The organism is Streptomyces sp. RLA012, from assembly GCF_056270325.1.
Map to the genome: position 1 here is coordinate 1,483,679 of NZ_JBWDPA010000002.1, position 14,302 is coordinate 1,497,980.

The following is a 14,302-nucleotide window of genomic DNA, read 5'->3' on the forward strand; positions in this document are numbered from 1 at the left end:
GCGGCTCACCCGTACGCGCGCAATTGAGGTGACACCGTCGGTCCACCTGGGTGATCAGCGGTGGCGGGCCGGAACACCCGCTCATAGCTTCGGCCTATGACCAAACGACAGATGGCCTCCCTCGCCTGCACCGCGGCAATTGTGGCGTCGGGGCTGGGCGCCGCCGCCCCGTCGGCCGACAGCCGACCGGTGCACTGGGTGAAACCGGGTGAGTCGATCCAGAAGGCCGTTAACCAAGCACGACCGGGGGACACCGTCTTCGTCTCCCCCGGCACCTACCACGAGAGCGTCCGCGTCACCGTGCCGGACCTGAAACTGCGGGGCGCCGGCGCCCGCACCGTCATCGTGCCGGGCAAGTCCTCCGGTGACCGCAGCTGCGTGAAGGCCGGCAGCGGCATCTGTGTCACCGGGACGGACAAGAAGCCCGTCAGGGGCGTCACCATCAGCTCACTGACCCTCAGGGGCTTCGCCAAGCACGGCCTGTGGGCGTCCGGCACCGACCGGCTGACCGTCCAGGGCGTGACCTCCGAGAAGAACGGCCAGTGGGGCATCGCCGAGGAGCGGTCCGTCCGTTCGGTGTTCCGCCACAACACCGCCGCGAACAACGGCGACGCCGGACTGTTCCTGTCCAACACGGTCACCACCGAGGAGGGCGCCCGCAGTGCCAAGGGCACGGTGGTCAGCCACAACCGGCTCACCGGCAACCGGATCGGCATCACCGTACGGCGGCTGCGAGAGCTGACCGTCGATCACAACGAGGCGACCGGCAACTGCACCGCGGTGTTCATCGTGGGCGACGAGAACAAGCCACGCGTCGGAGCACTGAGCGTGCGTAACAACTACGTCCACGCCAACAACAAGCGCTGTCCCAAGACACCCCGGCTGCCCTTCCTGCAGGGCTCCGGAATCGTGCTCACCGGCGCCGAGGACACGCTGGTGGCGCAGAACAGGGTCGAGGACAACGTCGGCACCTCCCCGCTGTCGGGCGGCATCGTGCTCTTCAAGAGCTTCGTGGGCGCCCTCAGCCAGCGCAACGAGATCCGCGACAACGTGGTGCGGCGCAACAGCCCGGCCGATCTGGCCAACGGCGAGACCGGCAAGGCCAAGGGCAACACGTTCCACGGCAACGACTGCGCGGTCTCCAAGCCCGCCGGATTGTGCTGACCCGGTCCCCCTCCAGCACGACAGCAGAAGCGAGGCAAGAAATGACGACTGTCGATCCGGCTCCCCCGCCGCCCATGCGGCTGCGGGAGCTCGTTTTCGGAGCGGCGTGCGCCGCCGCCGTACGCGCGGCCGCCCGGCTGGGTGTCGCCGACGCCCTGGAAGACACGCCCATGAACGTGGACGACCTCTCGGCGGCGGTGAAGACCCAGCCGAAGACCCTGCGGCGGCTGCTGCGCGCGCTGTCCTGCCAGGGGGTTTTCACCGAACTCCCGGACGGCACCTTCGCGCACACGGAGATGTCCCGGCTGCTGCGCGAGGACGACCCGCACAGCCTCCGGTACATCGCCCTGTGGTGCACCGAGCCGTGGACGTGGAACGTCTGGCCGAAGCTCGACGAGGCGGTGCGCTCGGGCCGGAACGTCTTCGAGGACGTCTACGAGCGGGAGTTCTTCGACTATCTCAACGAGGAGGCCCCGGAGTCGGCGTACGTCTTCAACCGGGCCATGACGACGTCCAGCGAGCAGTCGGCGCGGGACGTCGCGAACCTCCTCGATCTGCGGGGTGTGTCCTCGGTCGCGGACATCGGCGGCGGCCAGGGGCAGGTGCTGGTCAGTCTGCTGGAGAAGCACCCCGGGATGCACGGCACGCTGCTCGACCTGCCGGGAGTGGTGGAGAACGCCGATTCGCGCCTGCGGGGCGGCGGTTCGCTGGCCGAGCGGGTGCGCATCGTGCCCGGGGACTGCCGCGAGAACATCCCGGTCCAGGCGGATGTGTACATCATCAAGAACATCCTGGAGTGGGACGACGACAGCACCCGCAGGGCGCTGGCGAACGTCCGCAAGGCGGCGCGGCCCGGTGCCCGCGTCGTCGTCATCGAGAACCTCGTGGACGACACCCCGTCGATGAGGTTCACCACGGCCATGGACCTGCTGCTGCTCCTCAACGTCGGCGGTGCGAAGCACACCCGGCAGAGCATGGTCGACCGGCTGACGGACGCGGGGCTGGTCATCGACGAGTTCCGTCCCGTCAATCCGTATCTGCACGCCTTCGAGTGCACGATCCCCGGCTAGTCCCAGAACGGCCCGGCAGCCCCGAACGACCCGGCTGACCCGGGCCGCCCCGAGGCCCCGCCGGCCCGGGAAAACCCGAGGCCGCCGGCTCCGCGTCCTGCGCGGGGTCGGCGGCCTCGGGTTGTGTCCGGGCGCTGCCTCAGGAGACGGCGTCCCGCTCCCAGCGGTAGAAGCACTGGGCCATGGCGTCCTTGGGGCTGCGCCATGTCTGCGGGTCGTAGGCGCTGACGTGTGCCGACAGCTGCTCGCTGATGCTGCGGAACTCGGGGTGCCCGACCACCTTCGCGATGGCGGGCGCCGGGTCCTGGTCGGATTCGACGAGGTGCATGTACACATCACCGAACTGGAAGAGGCTGCGTCGTTTGACGCCGATCAGGTGCGGGAGTTCACCGCGGTCGGAGGCGGCGAACACATCGGCGATCGCGGGGGCCGAGCCGGGCGCCATGCGCGCGACGATCAGGGCGTGATGCATCGGGTGTCCTTCCTTGAGCCGGCGGTCAGCCGGGCATCGGCGCGTTCTGGCGGTCGCGGGCGGCCTTCTCGATCCGGTCCCGGATGAGCTCCATCTGGACGCGGGAGTTGCGGTTGATGTTGTCCGTCATCCAGGCGTCGTCGACCGGCGCCTCGGGCTTCATGGCGAAGTCCTGCACCCAGTGCATGTGGGTGCCCTGCGGGGTCTCCTTGTACTCCCACCGGATGTTCATGTGGTCGAAGGGACCCGTCTCGACGCGGCGGGCCCGGACGGTCCGCCCGGCGCGGTCCACGGTCCGCTCCGAGACCCAGCTCCAGACCGTGCCGTTGTCGTCCGGGTGCATGGTCAGTCGGAAGGTCGTGGTGTCCCCTTCGCGGGAGAGCACCTCCAGGGACGCGTACTCGCTGAAGAGCCGCGGCCAGTTCTCGATGTCGTTGGTCATGTCCCAGACGACGTCGAGCGGGGCGTCGATGGTGATGCTGTTCTCGGTGTGTCCGGCCACTTTCAGGCTCCAGCCTTGAGGGTGCTGTTGACGAGGTCGAGGAATTCACGGGGGGTCTTGCAGCGCTCGGCGTCGGGGGGAAGCGGCTTGCTGTACCGGTTCTCCAGCTCGCCGACGATGCCGAGCAGGCCGAGCGAGTCGAGCCCGAGGGTGCCGAAGGGTGAGTCCGACGCGTGCTTGAGCTCCTGGGGGTCGACGGTCACCCCGGCGGCCTTCTTCATGAGCGTGGCCAGTTCGTCGACGGTCACTTCGATGATCATGTGTGTTCTCCTTCCCGCCCGGTCCTACCGGGCGGAGTCGCCGCCGCGGCGCACTACCAGCGCCGCGTTGGAGCCCATGAGTCCCCGGCTGAGGATCAGGGCCGTGTGCAGCTCGGCGGGTCGAGCGCTCGACATCACCAGGTCGAGGTCGTGGCAGATGTCGAACACCTGGGGGGTGGGGGGTACCTGACCGTTCTCCATGGCGAGCACCGCGGCCGCGGTGTCCAGCACGGGTGCCGCGCAGTAGGCCCGCCCGATTCCGGTCTTGGGTGCCGTGACGGGTACGCGGGTGCCGTGCGCCCCCAGGGCGTCGGCGATGGCCAGGGCTTCGGCGCGGTCCGCCTCCGGTACGCCCAGGGCGTCGGCGAACACGACGTCGATCTCCTCCGGGGCGCAGCCGGCCTCGTCGAGGGCGCCCCGGATCGCGTGGGCGAGCCCCTCTCTGGACCGCTCCCAGCGGGAGGCCCCGGTGAAGGTGGCCCCGTGGCCGGCCACGGTGGCCCGGACGGCCGCCCCACGCTCGCGGGCACGGGTCTCGTCCTCCACGACGAGCATCGCGCCCCCTTCCGCGGGAGCGAAGCCGCAGGCTTCCGCGGTGAAGGGCCGATAGGCGCGACCGGGTTCCTCGACGGTGCTGAGCTCGGGGTAGCCGAGCTGGCACACCATCGAGTACGGGGCCAGGGGCGCCTCCGCGGATCCGACGACCACCGCGCCGGTTCCACGCCGTACGCCCCGGGCGGCGAGGGCGATGGAGTCCAGTCCACCCGCCTCGTCGCTCGCGACCACTCCACAGGGCCCCTTGAAGCCGCCCCGGATGGAGATCTGGCCGGTGCTGGCGGCATAGAACCAGGCGATGGACTGGTACGGGCCGACATACCGGGAGCCCTGACCCCACAGCTTCTGGAGTTCCCGCTGCCCGAACTCGCCGCCGCCGGACCCGGCCGCGGTGATCACGCCGATGTCGTACGGGTCGTCGGAATCACCGTGGCCGAGGCCGGCGTCGTCCAGGGCGAGGACGGTCGCGGCCATGGCGAAGTGGCTGAAGCGGTCCGTCTGGACCAGGAACCGCTCCTCGATGAGGTCCGCGGCGTCGAAGGACCGGACCTCGCCCGCGACGCGGAGCGGCAGGTGCTCGCATCCCTCGCGGGTGATCCGGTCCAGGACGACGAGGCCTTCCCTGACGGACTTCCAGTACGCGTCGGCGCGCAGTCCGTTGGGCGCGATCACACCGATACCGGTGATGGCCGCACGCCGGGGGCGCTGAGTGCTCATCTTGTCCTCCCACCCGCCCCGGTCAGGAGCACCGCGGACTGGAAACCGCCGAATCCGCTGCCTACGGAGAGCACGTTCTTCAGCTTCCGGGGGCGTGCGGTGCGCGGCACGTAGTCCAGGTCGCACTCGGGGTCGGGAGTTTCGTAGTTCGCCGTGGGCGGCACCACTTGGTGCTTCAGGGCGAGGACACAGGCGACGACCTCTATCGCGCCGATCGCGCCCAGCGAGTGACCCACCATGGATTTGATGGAACTCATGGGTGTCTTGTACGCGTGCGCGCCCAGGGACCGCTTGACCGCGGCGGTCTCGTGCCGGTCGTTCTGCCGGGTGCCCGAGCCGTGCGCGTTGACGTAGTCGATCAGCGCGGGGTCGAGACGGGCCTGGTCGAGCGTGGTGTCGATCGCCCGGGCCATCTCCAGTCCCTCGCTGGTCAGACCGGTCATGTGGTAGGCGTTGCCGTAGGTGGCGTAGCCGCTGATCTCGCAGTAGATGTGCGCGCCGCGGGCTCGGGCGTGCTCGTACTCCTCCAGGACCAGCACCGCGGCGCCCTCGCCCATGACGAACCCGTTGCGGTTCGCGTCGAAGGGCCGGGAGGCGTGCTCGGGGTCGTCGTTGTCGGGTGAGGTCGCTTTGATGGCGTCGAAGCAGGCCATGGTGATCGGGGATATCGGAGAGTCCGACGCCCCGGCTATGCACACGTCCGCCCGGCCCTCCTCGATGGTGTGGAAGGCGTAGCCGACCGCGTCGAGGCCGGAGGTGCAGCCGGTGGAGACGGTCTGTACCGGGCCCTGCGCACCGAACCGTTCGGCGACGACCGAGGCGAGCGTGCTGGGCGAGAACGCCAGGTGCAGCTGCGGGTCGGCCGCGCGGTGGTCCACGTCCCACCGCCGGCCGCGCTCGCTGACCTTGACGTAGTCGTGTTCCAGGCGGGTGGTGCCGCCGACGGCGCTGCCCAGCGAGACTCCGACCCGCCAGGGGTTCTCCCGGCCGGTGTCGAGTCCGGAGTCGCGTACGGCTTCTCCGGCGGCGACCACGGCGAACTGGATGTACCGGTCCGCGTGTTCGCTCAGCTCCGGGTCGAGGCCGTGCGCGGCCGGGTCGAAGTCGCATTCGGCGGCTATGCGCGAGCGCAGGCCCGCCGGATCGAACAGCGTGATGCCGCGGGTCGCGGTACGGCCGTCAACGAGGAGGTCCCAGAACGCCGTCGCCCCGGTGCCGCCCGGAGCGACCACACCGATACCGGTGACGGCCACCCGCCGGGTCACTTTATGGCCCCACTTCGCTCGGACGGCTGTCCGTGGTCCGACGCGGACAGGTCCGCACCGGCGGTGGCGAACTCGGGGCCCGGCGCGGTGTCGTCGGTCACCTCCGTGTCGACGTGGCCGAGGCTCGGACGGGGGGCGAGCGGGCCCAGGTGGAAGACCATGCGGGCCTCCGTGTCCCCGACGTTGCGGAAGCGGTGCCGCATGTTGATCGGGATCAGCAGGCCCTGATCGGGCCGCAGCGCGAACGCGTCGCCGTCCAGGTCCACTTCGAGGGCGCCCGTGACGACGTACACGAACTCCTCGGAGTACGGGTGGTAGTGCTCGCCGATGCGCTCGCCGGGCTGGATGATGGCCAGGCCCATGAAGCCGCTGGTGGAACCCGACGTGGCGGGCGTGAGCAGGGCCCGGATGTCGCCTCCGCGTCTGCGGTTGGGCTCCGTCTCGCTCAGATCCACGATGCGTGGATGCTTCTTGAACATGGGTTGATACCTCCGGGTGTGGCAGTGACGTCCGGGTGATACGGCCGCGGCCGAGGCCGCGGCCGTCCGTCAGGAATCCGCCGAGCGGTCGACGATGGGCATCATGTCGGCGTGCGACAGGAGGCGGTTGATGTTGCGTTCCGTCTCCAGGGAGCCCTCGACGCCGATCGCGGCGCCGTCGAGGAGCCGCTCCAGCTCCGCGGCGATCTTCTTCTGACCCTTGAGGCCGAGGGAGGCGACGGGGTCCTTGTCCAGCTCGCCCGTGATGTCGATGAGACGCACCACGATGTCGTCGCGCTGGAAGACCGTGCTGCCGTACACCGGGCTCTTCGGGTCGTCCGCCGCGGCCTCGTCCTGGTGGGCGAGCAGCCGGGCCAGCTCCATCCCGAAGCCCTTCTTTGCCGGGTAGTAGAGCGCGTGCCGCCGCAGATCGGCGGGCACCTTGCCGCCGGACACCACGTGGTGCACGGACGGCAGCGCGGCCCGGGTGAAGAAGACCCGCGCCGAGTCGTCGTCGGTCAGGTCCCGGTGCTGTTCCAGGTAGAGGTTGATGGTCTCCTCGACCGCCCGCACCTCGGGCTGGCGGGCGACGTGACGCAGCGCCACCATGAGGTCGCCCTCCACCTCCACGGTTCGCACGACGCGGTTGCCGTGCATGAAGACCGAGGTGCGCCGCAGCCTGGTGGTGTCGTCGACCTGCGCCTGGGGTGACTTGTACCCGGCCAGGATCTCCGCGACCTTCGACTCGGAGCCCGGCTTGACGGTGAAGGTGAGGGCGTGGCGTGCCACACCGTCACCGACACGGGCCGCGACCTGCGTGCCCGCCCTGGCCGACTTCGAGGAGACCGGCTGAGAGGGGCTGGTCTCCCGGAGGATGCTGTAGCGCATCGAGCGGGTGTCCCGGACGCAGCTGTGCATCGGCCGGACCGTCTCGACATGCTCCTCGCTGTTCACCCAGGCGAGGAAGGGCGGGGCGCTCTCCCATTCGCTGGTGATGAGCCACTGCGAGGGGTTCTCGATCGACTGGCAGAGCTGGTCGCTGATGTGCCCGGGGACGGACGCGACCTGATTGCGCATGTGCTCGTACGCGTCGAGGAACTGCTGCTGGGCTCCTTCGTACAGGTCGAGCAGCAGGATCACCCGAAGCCTGGACCCGTCGAAGGCCGATTGCGATATACGTCCCGAAGTGGTCATCCGGCACACCTCTTTCTCTTCTCACGGAAGGTCAGGAACGACCGCCGTGTCCCAAAGGCCGGGGTCGCCATGAGCCGATCGTTGACGCGGCCCCCGATGTGCGCGAGTCCGCCGGTGCGGACGAGTGAACCGCGTGCCATCCGGGTGCCCGGAGCGCGCGATCCGCTCCGCAGCGGGCATGGAAAACGGTGGCCGTCCGAATGCGGCCGGCATCCCATCCCCCGACTCACGTCGCCTCACGTCGCAGGTGACGCTGGAGGCAATCAATGAACCGATTGGAAGAGGCCGGCGAGGTCGGCCGGCACACACCGGTCCTCATCGTCGGCGGCTCCCTGGTGGGCCTGTCCACCTCGCTGTTCCTGGGGCGACTCGGCGTGCCGCACCTGCTCGTCGAGCGCCACTCGGGCACCTCGATCCATCCGCGCGGGCGCGGGAACAACGTCCGCACGATGGAGCTGTTCCGGGTGGCCGGGGTGCAACGGCGCATCGAGGAGGCCGCGTCGGTACTGGCGGAAAACCACGGCATCATGCAGACGCCGACCCTGGTGGGCGATGCGGGCGAGTGGCTGTTCAAGGAGATCGACCCGGGGAACGGGCTCGCCCGTTTCAGCCCCGGCGCGTGGTGTCTGTGCAGCCAGAACGACCTGGAGCCGGTGCTGCTGAAGAGCACCCGGGAGCTGGGCGGAGACCTGCGGTTCTCCACCGAGCTGATGTCGTTCGAACAGGACGCCCAGGGCGTCACCGCTCACCTCAAGAGCCGCGACACGGGCGAGCACAGCACCATTCGCGCGGACTACCTGGTCGCGGCGGACGGTCCGCGCAGCCCCGTCCGTGAGCAGCTCGGCATCGGGCAGAACGGCCCGGGCGACCTGTTCCACAACGTGAGCGTCACCTTCGCCTCGCGCGGCCTCGCGCAGGTCGTGGGCGACCGGCGCTTCATCGTCTGCTACCTGACCAATCCGGAGGCCGACGGCGCCCTGCTGCCGGTGGACAACGAGAAGCACTGGGTGTTCCACGCGCCCTGGCACCCCGAACACGGCGAGACCCTGGAGGAGTTCACCGACGAGCGTTGCGCGGACCACATCCGGCGGGCTGTGGGCGTACCCGACCTCGATGTGCAGATCACCGGCAGGGCCGCCTGGCACGCAGCCGAGCGGGTGGCCGAGCGCTACTCGGACGGGCGGGTGTTCCTGGCCGGCGACTCGGCGCACGAGATGTCCCCCACCGGTGCGTTCGGTTCCAACACCGGGATCCAGGACGCGCACAACCTCGCCTGGAAGCTGGCCGCCGTGCTGGGCGGCTGGGCCGGGCCCGGACTGCTGAAGTCCTACGACGCCGAGCGCCGCCCGGTCGCGGAGGCGACCAGCGCCCGTGCCTCCTCGCGTTCGGTCGAGCACAGCCACCCCGGGTACACCCCCGCCCCCGGAGCCGGCGGTCCCGGAGCCGGTGGTCCCGGCGGTCCCGGAGCCGGTGGTCCCGGTGGTCCCGGAGCCGGCGGTCCCGGCGGTCCCGGCGGCCCCGGAGCCGGCGGTCCCGGCGGTCCCGGTGGCCCCGGAGCCGGCGGTCCCGGCGGTCCCGGTGGCCCCGGTGGCGAGAGGGGCGGCATCCTCAACGTGGCGCTGGCCTACCGCTACCCGCGCGGTGCGGTGCTGGGCGCGGACCAGTCGGCGCCGGTCGTCCCCGACGGCATGCGGTTGACGGGCGAACCGGGCAGCCGGGCGCCGCACATGTGGCTGAACCGCGCCGGCGCCCGGATCTCCACCCTCGATCTGTACGAGCGGTCCATGGTGCTCCTGAGTTCCGCGGGCAAGTGGCACACGGCGGCGAAGGAGGTCGCGAAACAGCTGTCCGTGCCGCTCGACTCGTACCGGATCGGCAACGGGTCCGACGCGGAGCTGTCACCCGCGAGCGACATGGACTGGGCGGAGGTCCACGGCGTCACCGCGGACGGTGCGGTGCTGGTCCGTCCCGACGGCTTCGTCGCGTGGCGGTCCGAAGGACCGTCGGCGAGCCCCGAAACGGCGTTGCGGGAAGCCCTCACGGCGGTTCTGGACCGGGACTGACCGCTGCCGTCGAACGACCGAGAGGCTGTATCGGATTCTTCCGATACAGCCTCCGACCCGCGACTTCAAAAGTCGGGACGACAGGATTTGAACCTGCGACCCCTTGACCCCCAGTCAAGTGCGCTACCAAGCTGCGCCACGTCCCGATGCCGTCACCCGCGGTGTTCCGCGTGATCGTGCAGGTAAACACTACCGCACGCGCAGGGGAGGGCCCACACACGAGGAGGTCGGCGGGCGCCTGCTCGGAGAGCGTCCGTCACTACATCCTGCCGTCGGCCAGCTTCCACTCGCGGTGCAGTGCGCCCAGCGGGATGCCGTGCTGGAGGACGGGGGTGCCGAAGACGGACAGCTGGATCTGCAGGGTGCCGCTCAGGTCGAGGCCGCCGTAGAGGGCCCAGGAACCCGTCGCCGCGACGTCGGACTTCGTGTCGGAGCCGACCGGTGAGGTGGCACTGACCGTGCCCGCGGCCTCACCGCGCAGATAGGGGGCCAGGTCGGCGGTGACGCCCACGGTGCCGTAGAGGCCGACGGCGGCCTGCGCGCCCAGGGCCGCCTTCACACGCCCGGCCGTCGTGACGGACGTACGGACCGGGGTGCTGTCCATGTGGGACTCGTTGAGCGGGGTCCAGCCGTTCGCCGTGCCGAAGGTGCCGCCCACCTTGAAGTCGCCCTTGAGGTCCTGTTCGACGTCGACGGTGACGCTGCCGTCGCCGCTGATCTCGAAGTAGCAGGTCAGGTCAAGGTTCACGACGACGGGGACCGGGCCGACCTGGAGGACCGGGTCGGCGTGCAGCTTCGCGAACGGCAGCCGGACCGGCTTGCTGGAGGCGGCGGCGCGACCCTTGAGCGCCCACTGCGAGGTCCAGTCGCCGGAGACCCCGAGCGAGGCCGCCCCCGGCCCGGAACCGGTGGAGGCGGCGGAGCCACCGCCGTAGGAGAAGTCGACCTCGGGCTTGACCTGGACGAAGCCTGACACGGATGCCGCCGCCGAGGCCGGCGCCCCCTCGGCCGTGCCGACCCGGGTGGCGACATCGACCCGCAGGCTGCCGAGCGGGACCTTCGCCCCTTCCGGCCCGGAGTGGATGTCTCCCGCCTTCGCCCAGGAGACCTTCACGTCGGGCAGCAGCCGCTCGACGTCGAAGGAGGCGGGGTCGACGGGGACGGTGCCCTTCGCCTCGTCGTCGCCGAGCAGCGTGTCGAGGGTCGTCGGCGCGGTCTGTACCTCGGTGCCGTCGGCCGTCTCACCGATCACCTTGGTGACCTTGGCGAGAAGCCCGTCGGGGGCACCGGGCACGGGGGCGCTGGCGATGACGTCGCCGACGGCGGTACGGCCGGGCGCCGCGGTGCCGGAAGGGTTCGGGTGCGGGTTCGGATTCGACGTCGCGGACCGAGTCGAACCCGGAGTCGGAGTCGGAGTCGGAGTCGGTGTCGGAGTCAGTGTCGGAGTCGGCGAGGAACTCCCCTTGCCTACAGCGGAGATGACGACTCGTCGGGTGCGGCTGTCGTACGACTTCACCTTGAGCGAGGTCTCGCGGGCCTTCCCGCCGGCCGTACCGGGCCGCGCGACGGCGGTCGAGGTGGCCGCCACCGCGGGTGCGGCGGCGACGGCGAGCGGCTGGTCGCTGTTCGCGGTCTCCGCGGAGGAGGCACCGGCGTCCGGGGTCCGTTCGGCGGCGGCGGAGCGCGTGCCGGAGTCTGCGGAGCAGCCGGCGGCGAGGAAGAGGGCGGATGCGGCGAGCGCGGGCACGAGGGCGCGCAAGGGCCGCTTGCGGATGCGCAAGATCAGTCCTGAGGGGGGTGAAGGAGGCATGCGATTACCAGCGAGTAACTAGATGTGAGCATGCCATGAAGACGCGAAGCACTGCTTCACGTTTCCACCCCCTCCAGGGTGATCTACGCCACGATCACGAGCCGAGAGTCGCCAGCAGCTCCTCCAACTCGCCAGACAGGAAGGTCAATTGACGGGTCATCACGCATTCGGGTCGAACGAGATGCCGGCCGGCTTGGCCTTCTCCAAGTGGTAGTTGAAATTGCCGTCCTTGAGGCCGAAGACGGCACTGCCGAAGTCGTAGGCGCTCAACTTGTCGCGCAGACCGGCGGGGTAGCCTTCCCAGCCGACCAGGTCGGGGAACTGCCATCCGTGGTAGTGGTTCTCCGGCGGTTCGTCGTTCGAGTTCGCCGGGCGGAAGCAGTGGGTGCTCACACCGTCCTTGTGATAGACGACCTTGGGGTGGGTCCCGTCCCAACGGATCTGGTCACGGCCGTAGATGTTGAAGTTGCCGTGGGCGGAGGTGGAGACGTACTGGGCCTGGTTGTTCTGCACCCACACCACGACGTGTTCCCAGTCGTTGCGGTGGCCGCCGAGGCCGCTGCCGAGCACGGCCTGGTCCTTCTCGAAGTAGAGGCCGTACATGATCGCGCACCAGCCGTTGTTGCACTTCTCGCGCGAGTAACCGTTGGTGTTGTCGAGGTCCGAAGCGTCACGGCACTGGCCGTTGAGGGCTCCGGACGGGTTGAGGCCCGGGTTGACCGTCCCGTCGGGGCCGATGGCGGGGGTGGGGTAGCAGCCGTCCGTGTCGTAGTCGAAGGCCGGCTGGAACGTCTGCTCCAGTCCGTCCGCGTTGGCCGGCAGCGCCTGGGGCGGGGCGGCGAGCGCGCTGCCCGGGAAGGCGACGACCAGTGCGACCGCACTGCCCAGAATGAGCGAGACCTTGCGGATGCGCGAACTTCTCTTCACTACGTCCTCCTGATCGACCGCGATGCGGGGGGGTGGGGCCGGGCAGGCGATCGATATTGGCATGCCCAGATCAGCTTTTCCCCGCTCCGTCGACAACGCAAGCGTCAGGGGGTGTCGGAGTGATGAATGACCAACCAATGGACGAGGTGGGCCAGTTGAGGTGCACCAGTTGGGGTGGGTCCGTCGGGGTAGGTGGGTCGGTCGACGCAGGGCGGCCCGGGCGGCAACAGTCGGCGCAGGTCGGTCCGGCGAGCCGTCCGGCTCGCCTCCGCCGGGCAGGGCGCGCGACGATGCCGTGTCCCTCTGTCCATGGAGTGGGAAGTTGTACGCCAGCCATCCCGGACCACCGCCCGGGGCCCGTTCCGTTCACCGCCCCGGGCGAACGGCTCCCCCGCCGCAAAGTCCGTCGCGGCTACGCCTCCCGGAACCGCCCCGCCCTCCGGCACACCTCACGGATGACACCCGTGCCCCGCGGCTTCCGCCCATCGGCCGGCTGCGTCCCCGGCACTGCGGCGGCTTCAGGTCCGGCTCGCCCTCGGCCCCACCACAACCGCCGTGCGCTGACCCGTGCCCTTCAGGGCACCGACCGCGCCCCATACGTGCAGGGCAAACGCGAACGCGGCCGTCGGGCCGCCCGTCCGACCGGCACCAAGTCCGCCTCGCCCGGCGGACCGTCCTCGGTGGAGGACAAGGCGTACGGCTACAACCCGTACGGCTTCAGGCCCGCGACAGCCGCGGTGCCTCACCTTCCGGTCTCGGGCCCCCAGTACTCCGGGCCGACACCGCGCCAGTCGATGAGCGGGGACACCGCCGCGGTCACGGGGTCCACGTCGAGACCCACTCGACGCAGGAACTCGGACAGATCCTCCAGGTTGTACGCCAACCCGAGGTTCTCGCCGCGCACACGCACTCGGCGGCCACCGGTGTCAGCGGGCGGAGCCACGATTACAGGCAACGGTTCGGACATGGATCCAGCCTCGCTTCTCCGGTCCCGGCCTGCATCCCGGCCCCGTGCCGCACCTGACCACCGTTCGTCGTGATCAGGCCGTCGGGAAAGTCTTCGTACGCCATGCGCTAATTCAAGCACATGTTCGATTTACGGCGCACGCCCCGTACCCTGCGGGCCCGTTGCGCAAGTTCCCGATCACGACGAGCCACTGACGGACGGACCGGATCGGATCGAATCGGAAGCGCGCTACGGGGCGGGAATCCCGTGACGCTAGGCCGTTCGAGCTCCTGCCCGGTGCGGCGAGCCGTCGGCCTCAGACCCGCGGTCGGTTGATCAGTCCGGAGAGCACGATCACGCTCTCGGTGCGCTCGATGACCCTGGCCTCGCGCACCCGCTGGATGGCCCGTTCCAGATGCGGAATGTCCAGGGCCATCATGTGCACCATGGCGTCCGCGGCGCCGGAGACCGTGTAGGCCTCGACCACCTCGGGGACGGCCTCCAGATCCCGCCGCAGCTCCGCGGGCGTCGGATTGCCCTTGCAGTACACCTGGACGAACGCCTCGGTCCGCCAGCCCAGCGCCTGGGTGTCGACGAGCGCCGTGAAGCCCCGGATCGTGCCGTCGGCCACCAGTCGGTCGAGGCGCCGCTTCGCCGCCGGTGCCGACAGTCCGGCCGCCTTGCCGATCTCGGCGTACGTACTGCGCGCGTCGCTCAGCACACAGCGGACGATGGCCTCGTCGATCGCGTCCATGGTCATGCCCCTCTCACCCCTTCCCCTCGCGCAAGAAATCTCCAAGGAGGCTGCATCTTCGCAAGAAAACAGCCCTGGACCGAAACAAACGGCGATTGATTGCGCACGCTCCCCGTTCGTAGCA

14 protein-coding genes and 1 tRNA gene are annotated in these 14,302 nt (G+C 69.9%); 3 read left to right on the top strand and 12 right to left on the bottom strand.

What is annotated here, in order from left to right; genetic code table 11:
• Window positions 1–96 precede the first annotated feature (96 nt).
• Window positions 97–1,164, top strand: coding sequence for a right-handed parallel beta-helix repeat-containing protein (locus tag RV986_RS07065; RefSeq protein ID WP_475916568.1), 1,068 nt, complete (start codon window positions 97–99; stop codon window positions 1,162–1,164).
• Between the two features lie 41 nt (window positions 1,165–1,205).
• Window positions 1,206–2,234: a methyltransferase gene (locus RV986_RS07070; RefSeq protein WP_475916569.1), complete on the top strand. Its 1,029-nt coding sequence runs from the start codon at window positions 1,206–1,208 to the stop codon at window positions 2,232–2,234.
• Between the two features lie 139 nt (window positions 2,235–2,373).
• Here the strand turns inward: RV986_RS07070 and RV986_RS07075 are convergent, their stop codons facing one another.
• The 7 genes from RV986_RS07075 to RV986_RS07105 all read right to left on the bottom strand — a co-directional run bounded on the left by RV986_RS07075 (window position 2,374) and on the right by RV986_RS07105 (window position 7,678).
• Window positions 2,374–2,706 carry a TcmI family type II polyketide cyclase gene (locus tag RV986_RS07075; protein WP_475916570.1) on the bottom strand — a complete coding sequence of 111 codons (333 nt, stop codon included), beginning with the start codon at window positions 2,704–2,706 and terminating at the stop codon, window positions 2,374–2,376.
• Between the two features lie 25 nt (window positions 2,707–2,731).
• Window positions 2,732–3,208, bottom strand: coding sequence for an SRPBCC family protein (locus tag RV986_RS07080; RefSeq protein ID WP_475916571.1), 477 nt, complete (start codon window positions 3,206–3,208; stop codon window positions 2,732–2,734).
• 2 nt (window positions 3,209–3,210) lie between these two features.
• Window positions 3,211–3,468, bottom strand: a complete 258-nt coding sequence (locus RV986_RS07085) for a phosphopantetheine-binding protein (protein WP_475916572.1) — start codon at window positions 3,466–3,468, stop codon at window positions 3,211–3,213.
• 24 nt (window positions 3,469–3,492) lie between these two features.
• Window positions 3,493–4,740 (bottom strand): ketosynthase chain-length factor, encoded by a 1,248-nt coding sequence (locus RV986_RS07090; protein ID WP_475916573.1) that lies wholly within the window; start codon window positions 4,738–4,740, stop codon window positions 3,493–3,495.
• Window positions 4,737–6,005: a beta-ketoacyl-[acyl-carrier-protein] synthase family protein gene (locus RV986_RS07095; protein ID WP_475916574.1), complete on the bottom strand. Its 1,269-nt coding sequence runs from the start codon at window positions 6,003–6,005 to the stop codon at window positions 4,737–4,739. The genes RV986_RS07090 and RV986_RS07095 overlap by 4 nt, the downstream gene beginning before the upstream one ends.
• Window positions 6,002–6,484 carry a cupin domain-containing protein gene (locus RV986_RS07100; RefSeq protein ID WP_475916575.1) on the bottom strand — a complete coding sequence of 161 codons (483 nt, stop codon included), beginning with the start codon at window positions 6,482–6,484 and terminating at the stop codon, window positions 6,002–6,004. Before RV986_RS07100 ends, RV986_RS07095 begins: the two co-directional genes overlap by 4 nt.
• A 69-nt stretch (window positions 6,485–6,553) precedes the next feature.
• Window positions 6,554–7,678 carry a SchA/CurD-like domain-containing protein gene (locus tag RV986_RS07105; protein WP_475916576.1) on the bottom strand — a complete coding sequence of 375 codons (1,125 nt, stop codon included), beginning with the start codon at window positions 7,676–7,678 and terminating at the stop codon, window positions 6,554–6,556.
• A gap of 266 nt (window positions 7,679–7,944) precedes the next feature.
• Between RV986_RS07105 and RV986_RS07110 the strand changes: the two genes are divergently transcribed.
• The gene (locus RV986_RS07110; protein ID WP_475916577.1) at window positions 7,945–9,741 is read left to right on the top strand and encodes an FAD-dependent oxidoreductase; all 1,797 of its coding nucleotides are present in this window, start codon (window positions 7,945–7,947) and stop codon (window positions 9,739–9,741) included.
• 72 nt (window positions 9,742–9,813) lie between these two features.
• On the opposite strand, the gene RV986_RS07115 is transcribed toward RV986_RS07110, so the two are convergent.
• The 5 genes from RV986_RS07115 to RV986_RS07135 form a co-directional block, all read right to left on the bottom strand.
• A tRNA-Pro gene (locus RV986_RS07115) sits at window positions 9,814–9,887 on the bottom strand.
• 113 nt (window positions 9,888–10,000) lie between these two features.
• Entirely contained in the window at window positions 10,001–11,515 is a 1,515-nt protein-coding gene (locus tag RV986_RS07120) for a hypothetical protein (protein WP_475924200.1), read from the bottom strand.
• A 195-nt stretch (window positions 11,516–11,710) separates the two neighbouring features.
• Window positions 11,711–12,478 (bottom strand): NPP1 family protein, encoded by a 768-nt coding sequence (locus RV986_RS07125; protein ID WP_475916578.1) that lies wholly within the window; start codon window positions 12,476–12,478, stop codon window positions 11,711–11,713.
• Window positions 12,479–13,220: 742 nt separating this feature from the next.
• Complete coding sequence (locus RV986_RS07130) at window positions 13,221–13,421, bottom strand: hypothetical protein (protein ID WP_475916579.1); 201 nt, start codon at window positions 13,419–13,421, stop codon at window positions 13,221–13,223.
• A gap of 319 nt (window positions 13,422–13,740) precedes the next feature.
• Window positions 13,741–14,178, bottom strand: a complete 438-nt coding sequence (locus RV986_RS07135; RefSeq protein WP_475924201.1) for an Lrp/AsnC family transcriptional regulator — start codon at window positions 14,176–14,178, stop codon at window positions 13,741–13,743.
• Window positions 14,179–14,302 lie beyond the last annotated feature (124 nt).

Coding starts and splice junctions, on each gene's coding strand:
- RV986_RS07135 (WP_475924201.1), bottom strand. CDS start 14,178: ATGGACGCGATCGACGAGGCCATCGTCCGCTGTGTGCTGAGCGACGCG.
- RV986_RS07090 (WP_475916573.1), bottom strand. CDS start 4,740: ATGAGCACTCAGCGCCCCCGGCGTGCGGCCATCACCGGTATCGGTGTG.
- RV986_RS07100 (WP_475916575.1), bottom strand. CDS start 6,484: ATGTTCAAGAAGCATCCACGCATCGTGGATCTGAGCGAGACGGAGCCC.
- RV986_RS07070 (WP_475916569.1), top strand. CDS start 1,206: ATGACGACTGTCGATCCGGCTCCCCCGCCGCCCATGCGGCTGCGGGAG.
- RV986_RS07085 (WP_475916572.1), bottom strand. CDS start 3,468: ATGATCATCGAAGTGACCGTCGACGAACTGGCCACGCTCATGAAGAAG.
- RV986_RS07065 (WP_475916568.1), top strand. CDS start 97: ATGACCAAACGACAGATGGCCTCCCTCGCCTGCACCGCGGCAATTGTG.
- RV986_RS07110 (WP_475916577.1), top strand. CDS start 7,945: ATGAACCGATTGGAAGAGGCCGGCGAGGTCGGCCGGCACACACCGGTC.
- RV986_RS07105 (WP_475916576.1), bottom strand. CDS start 7,678: ATGACCACTTCGGGACGTATATCGCAATCGGCCTTCGACGGGTCCAGG.
- RV986_RS07075 (WP_475916570.1), bottom strand. CDS start 2,706: ATGCATCACGCCCTGATCGTCGCGCGCATGGCGCCCGGCTCGGCCCCC.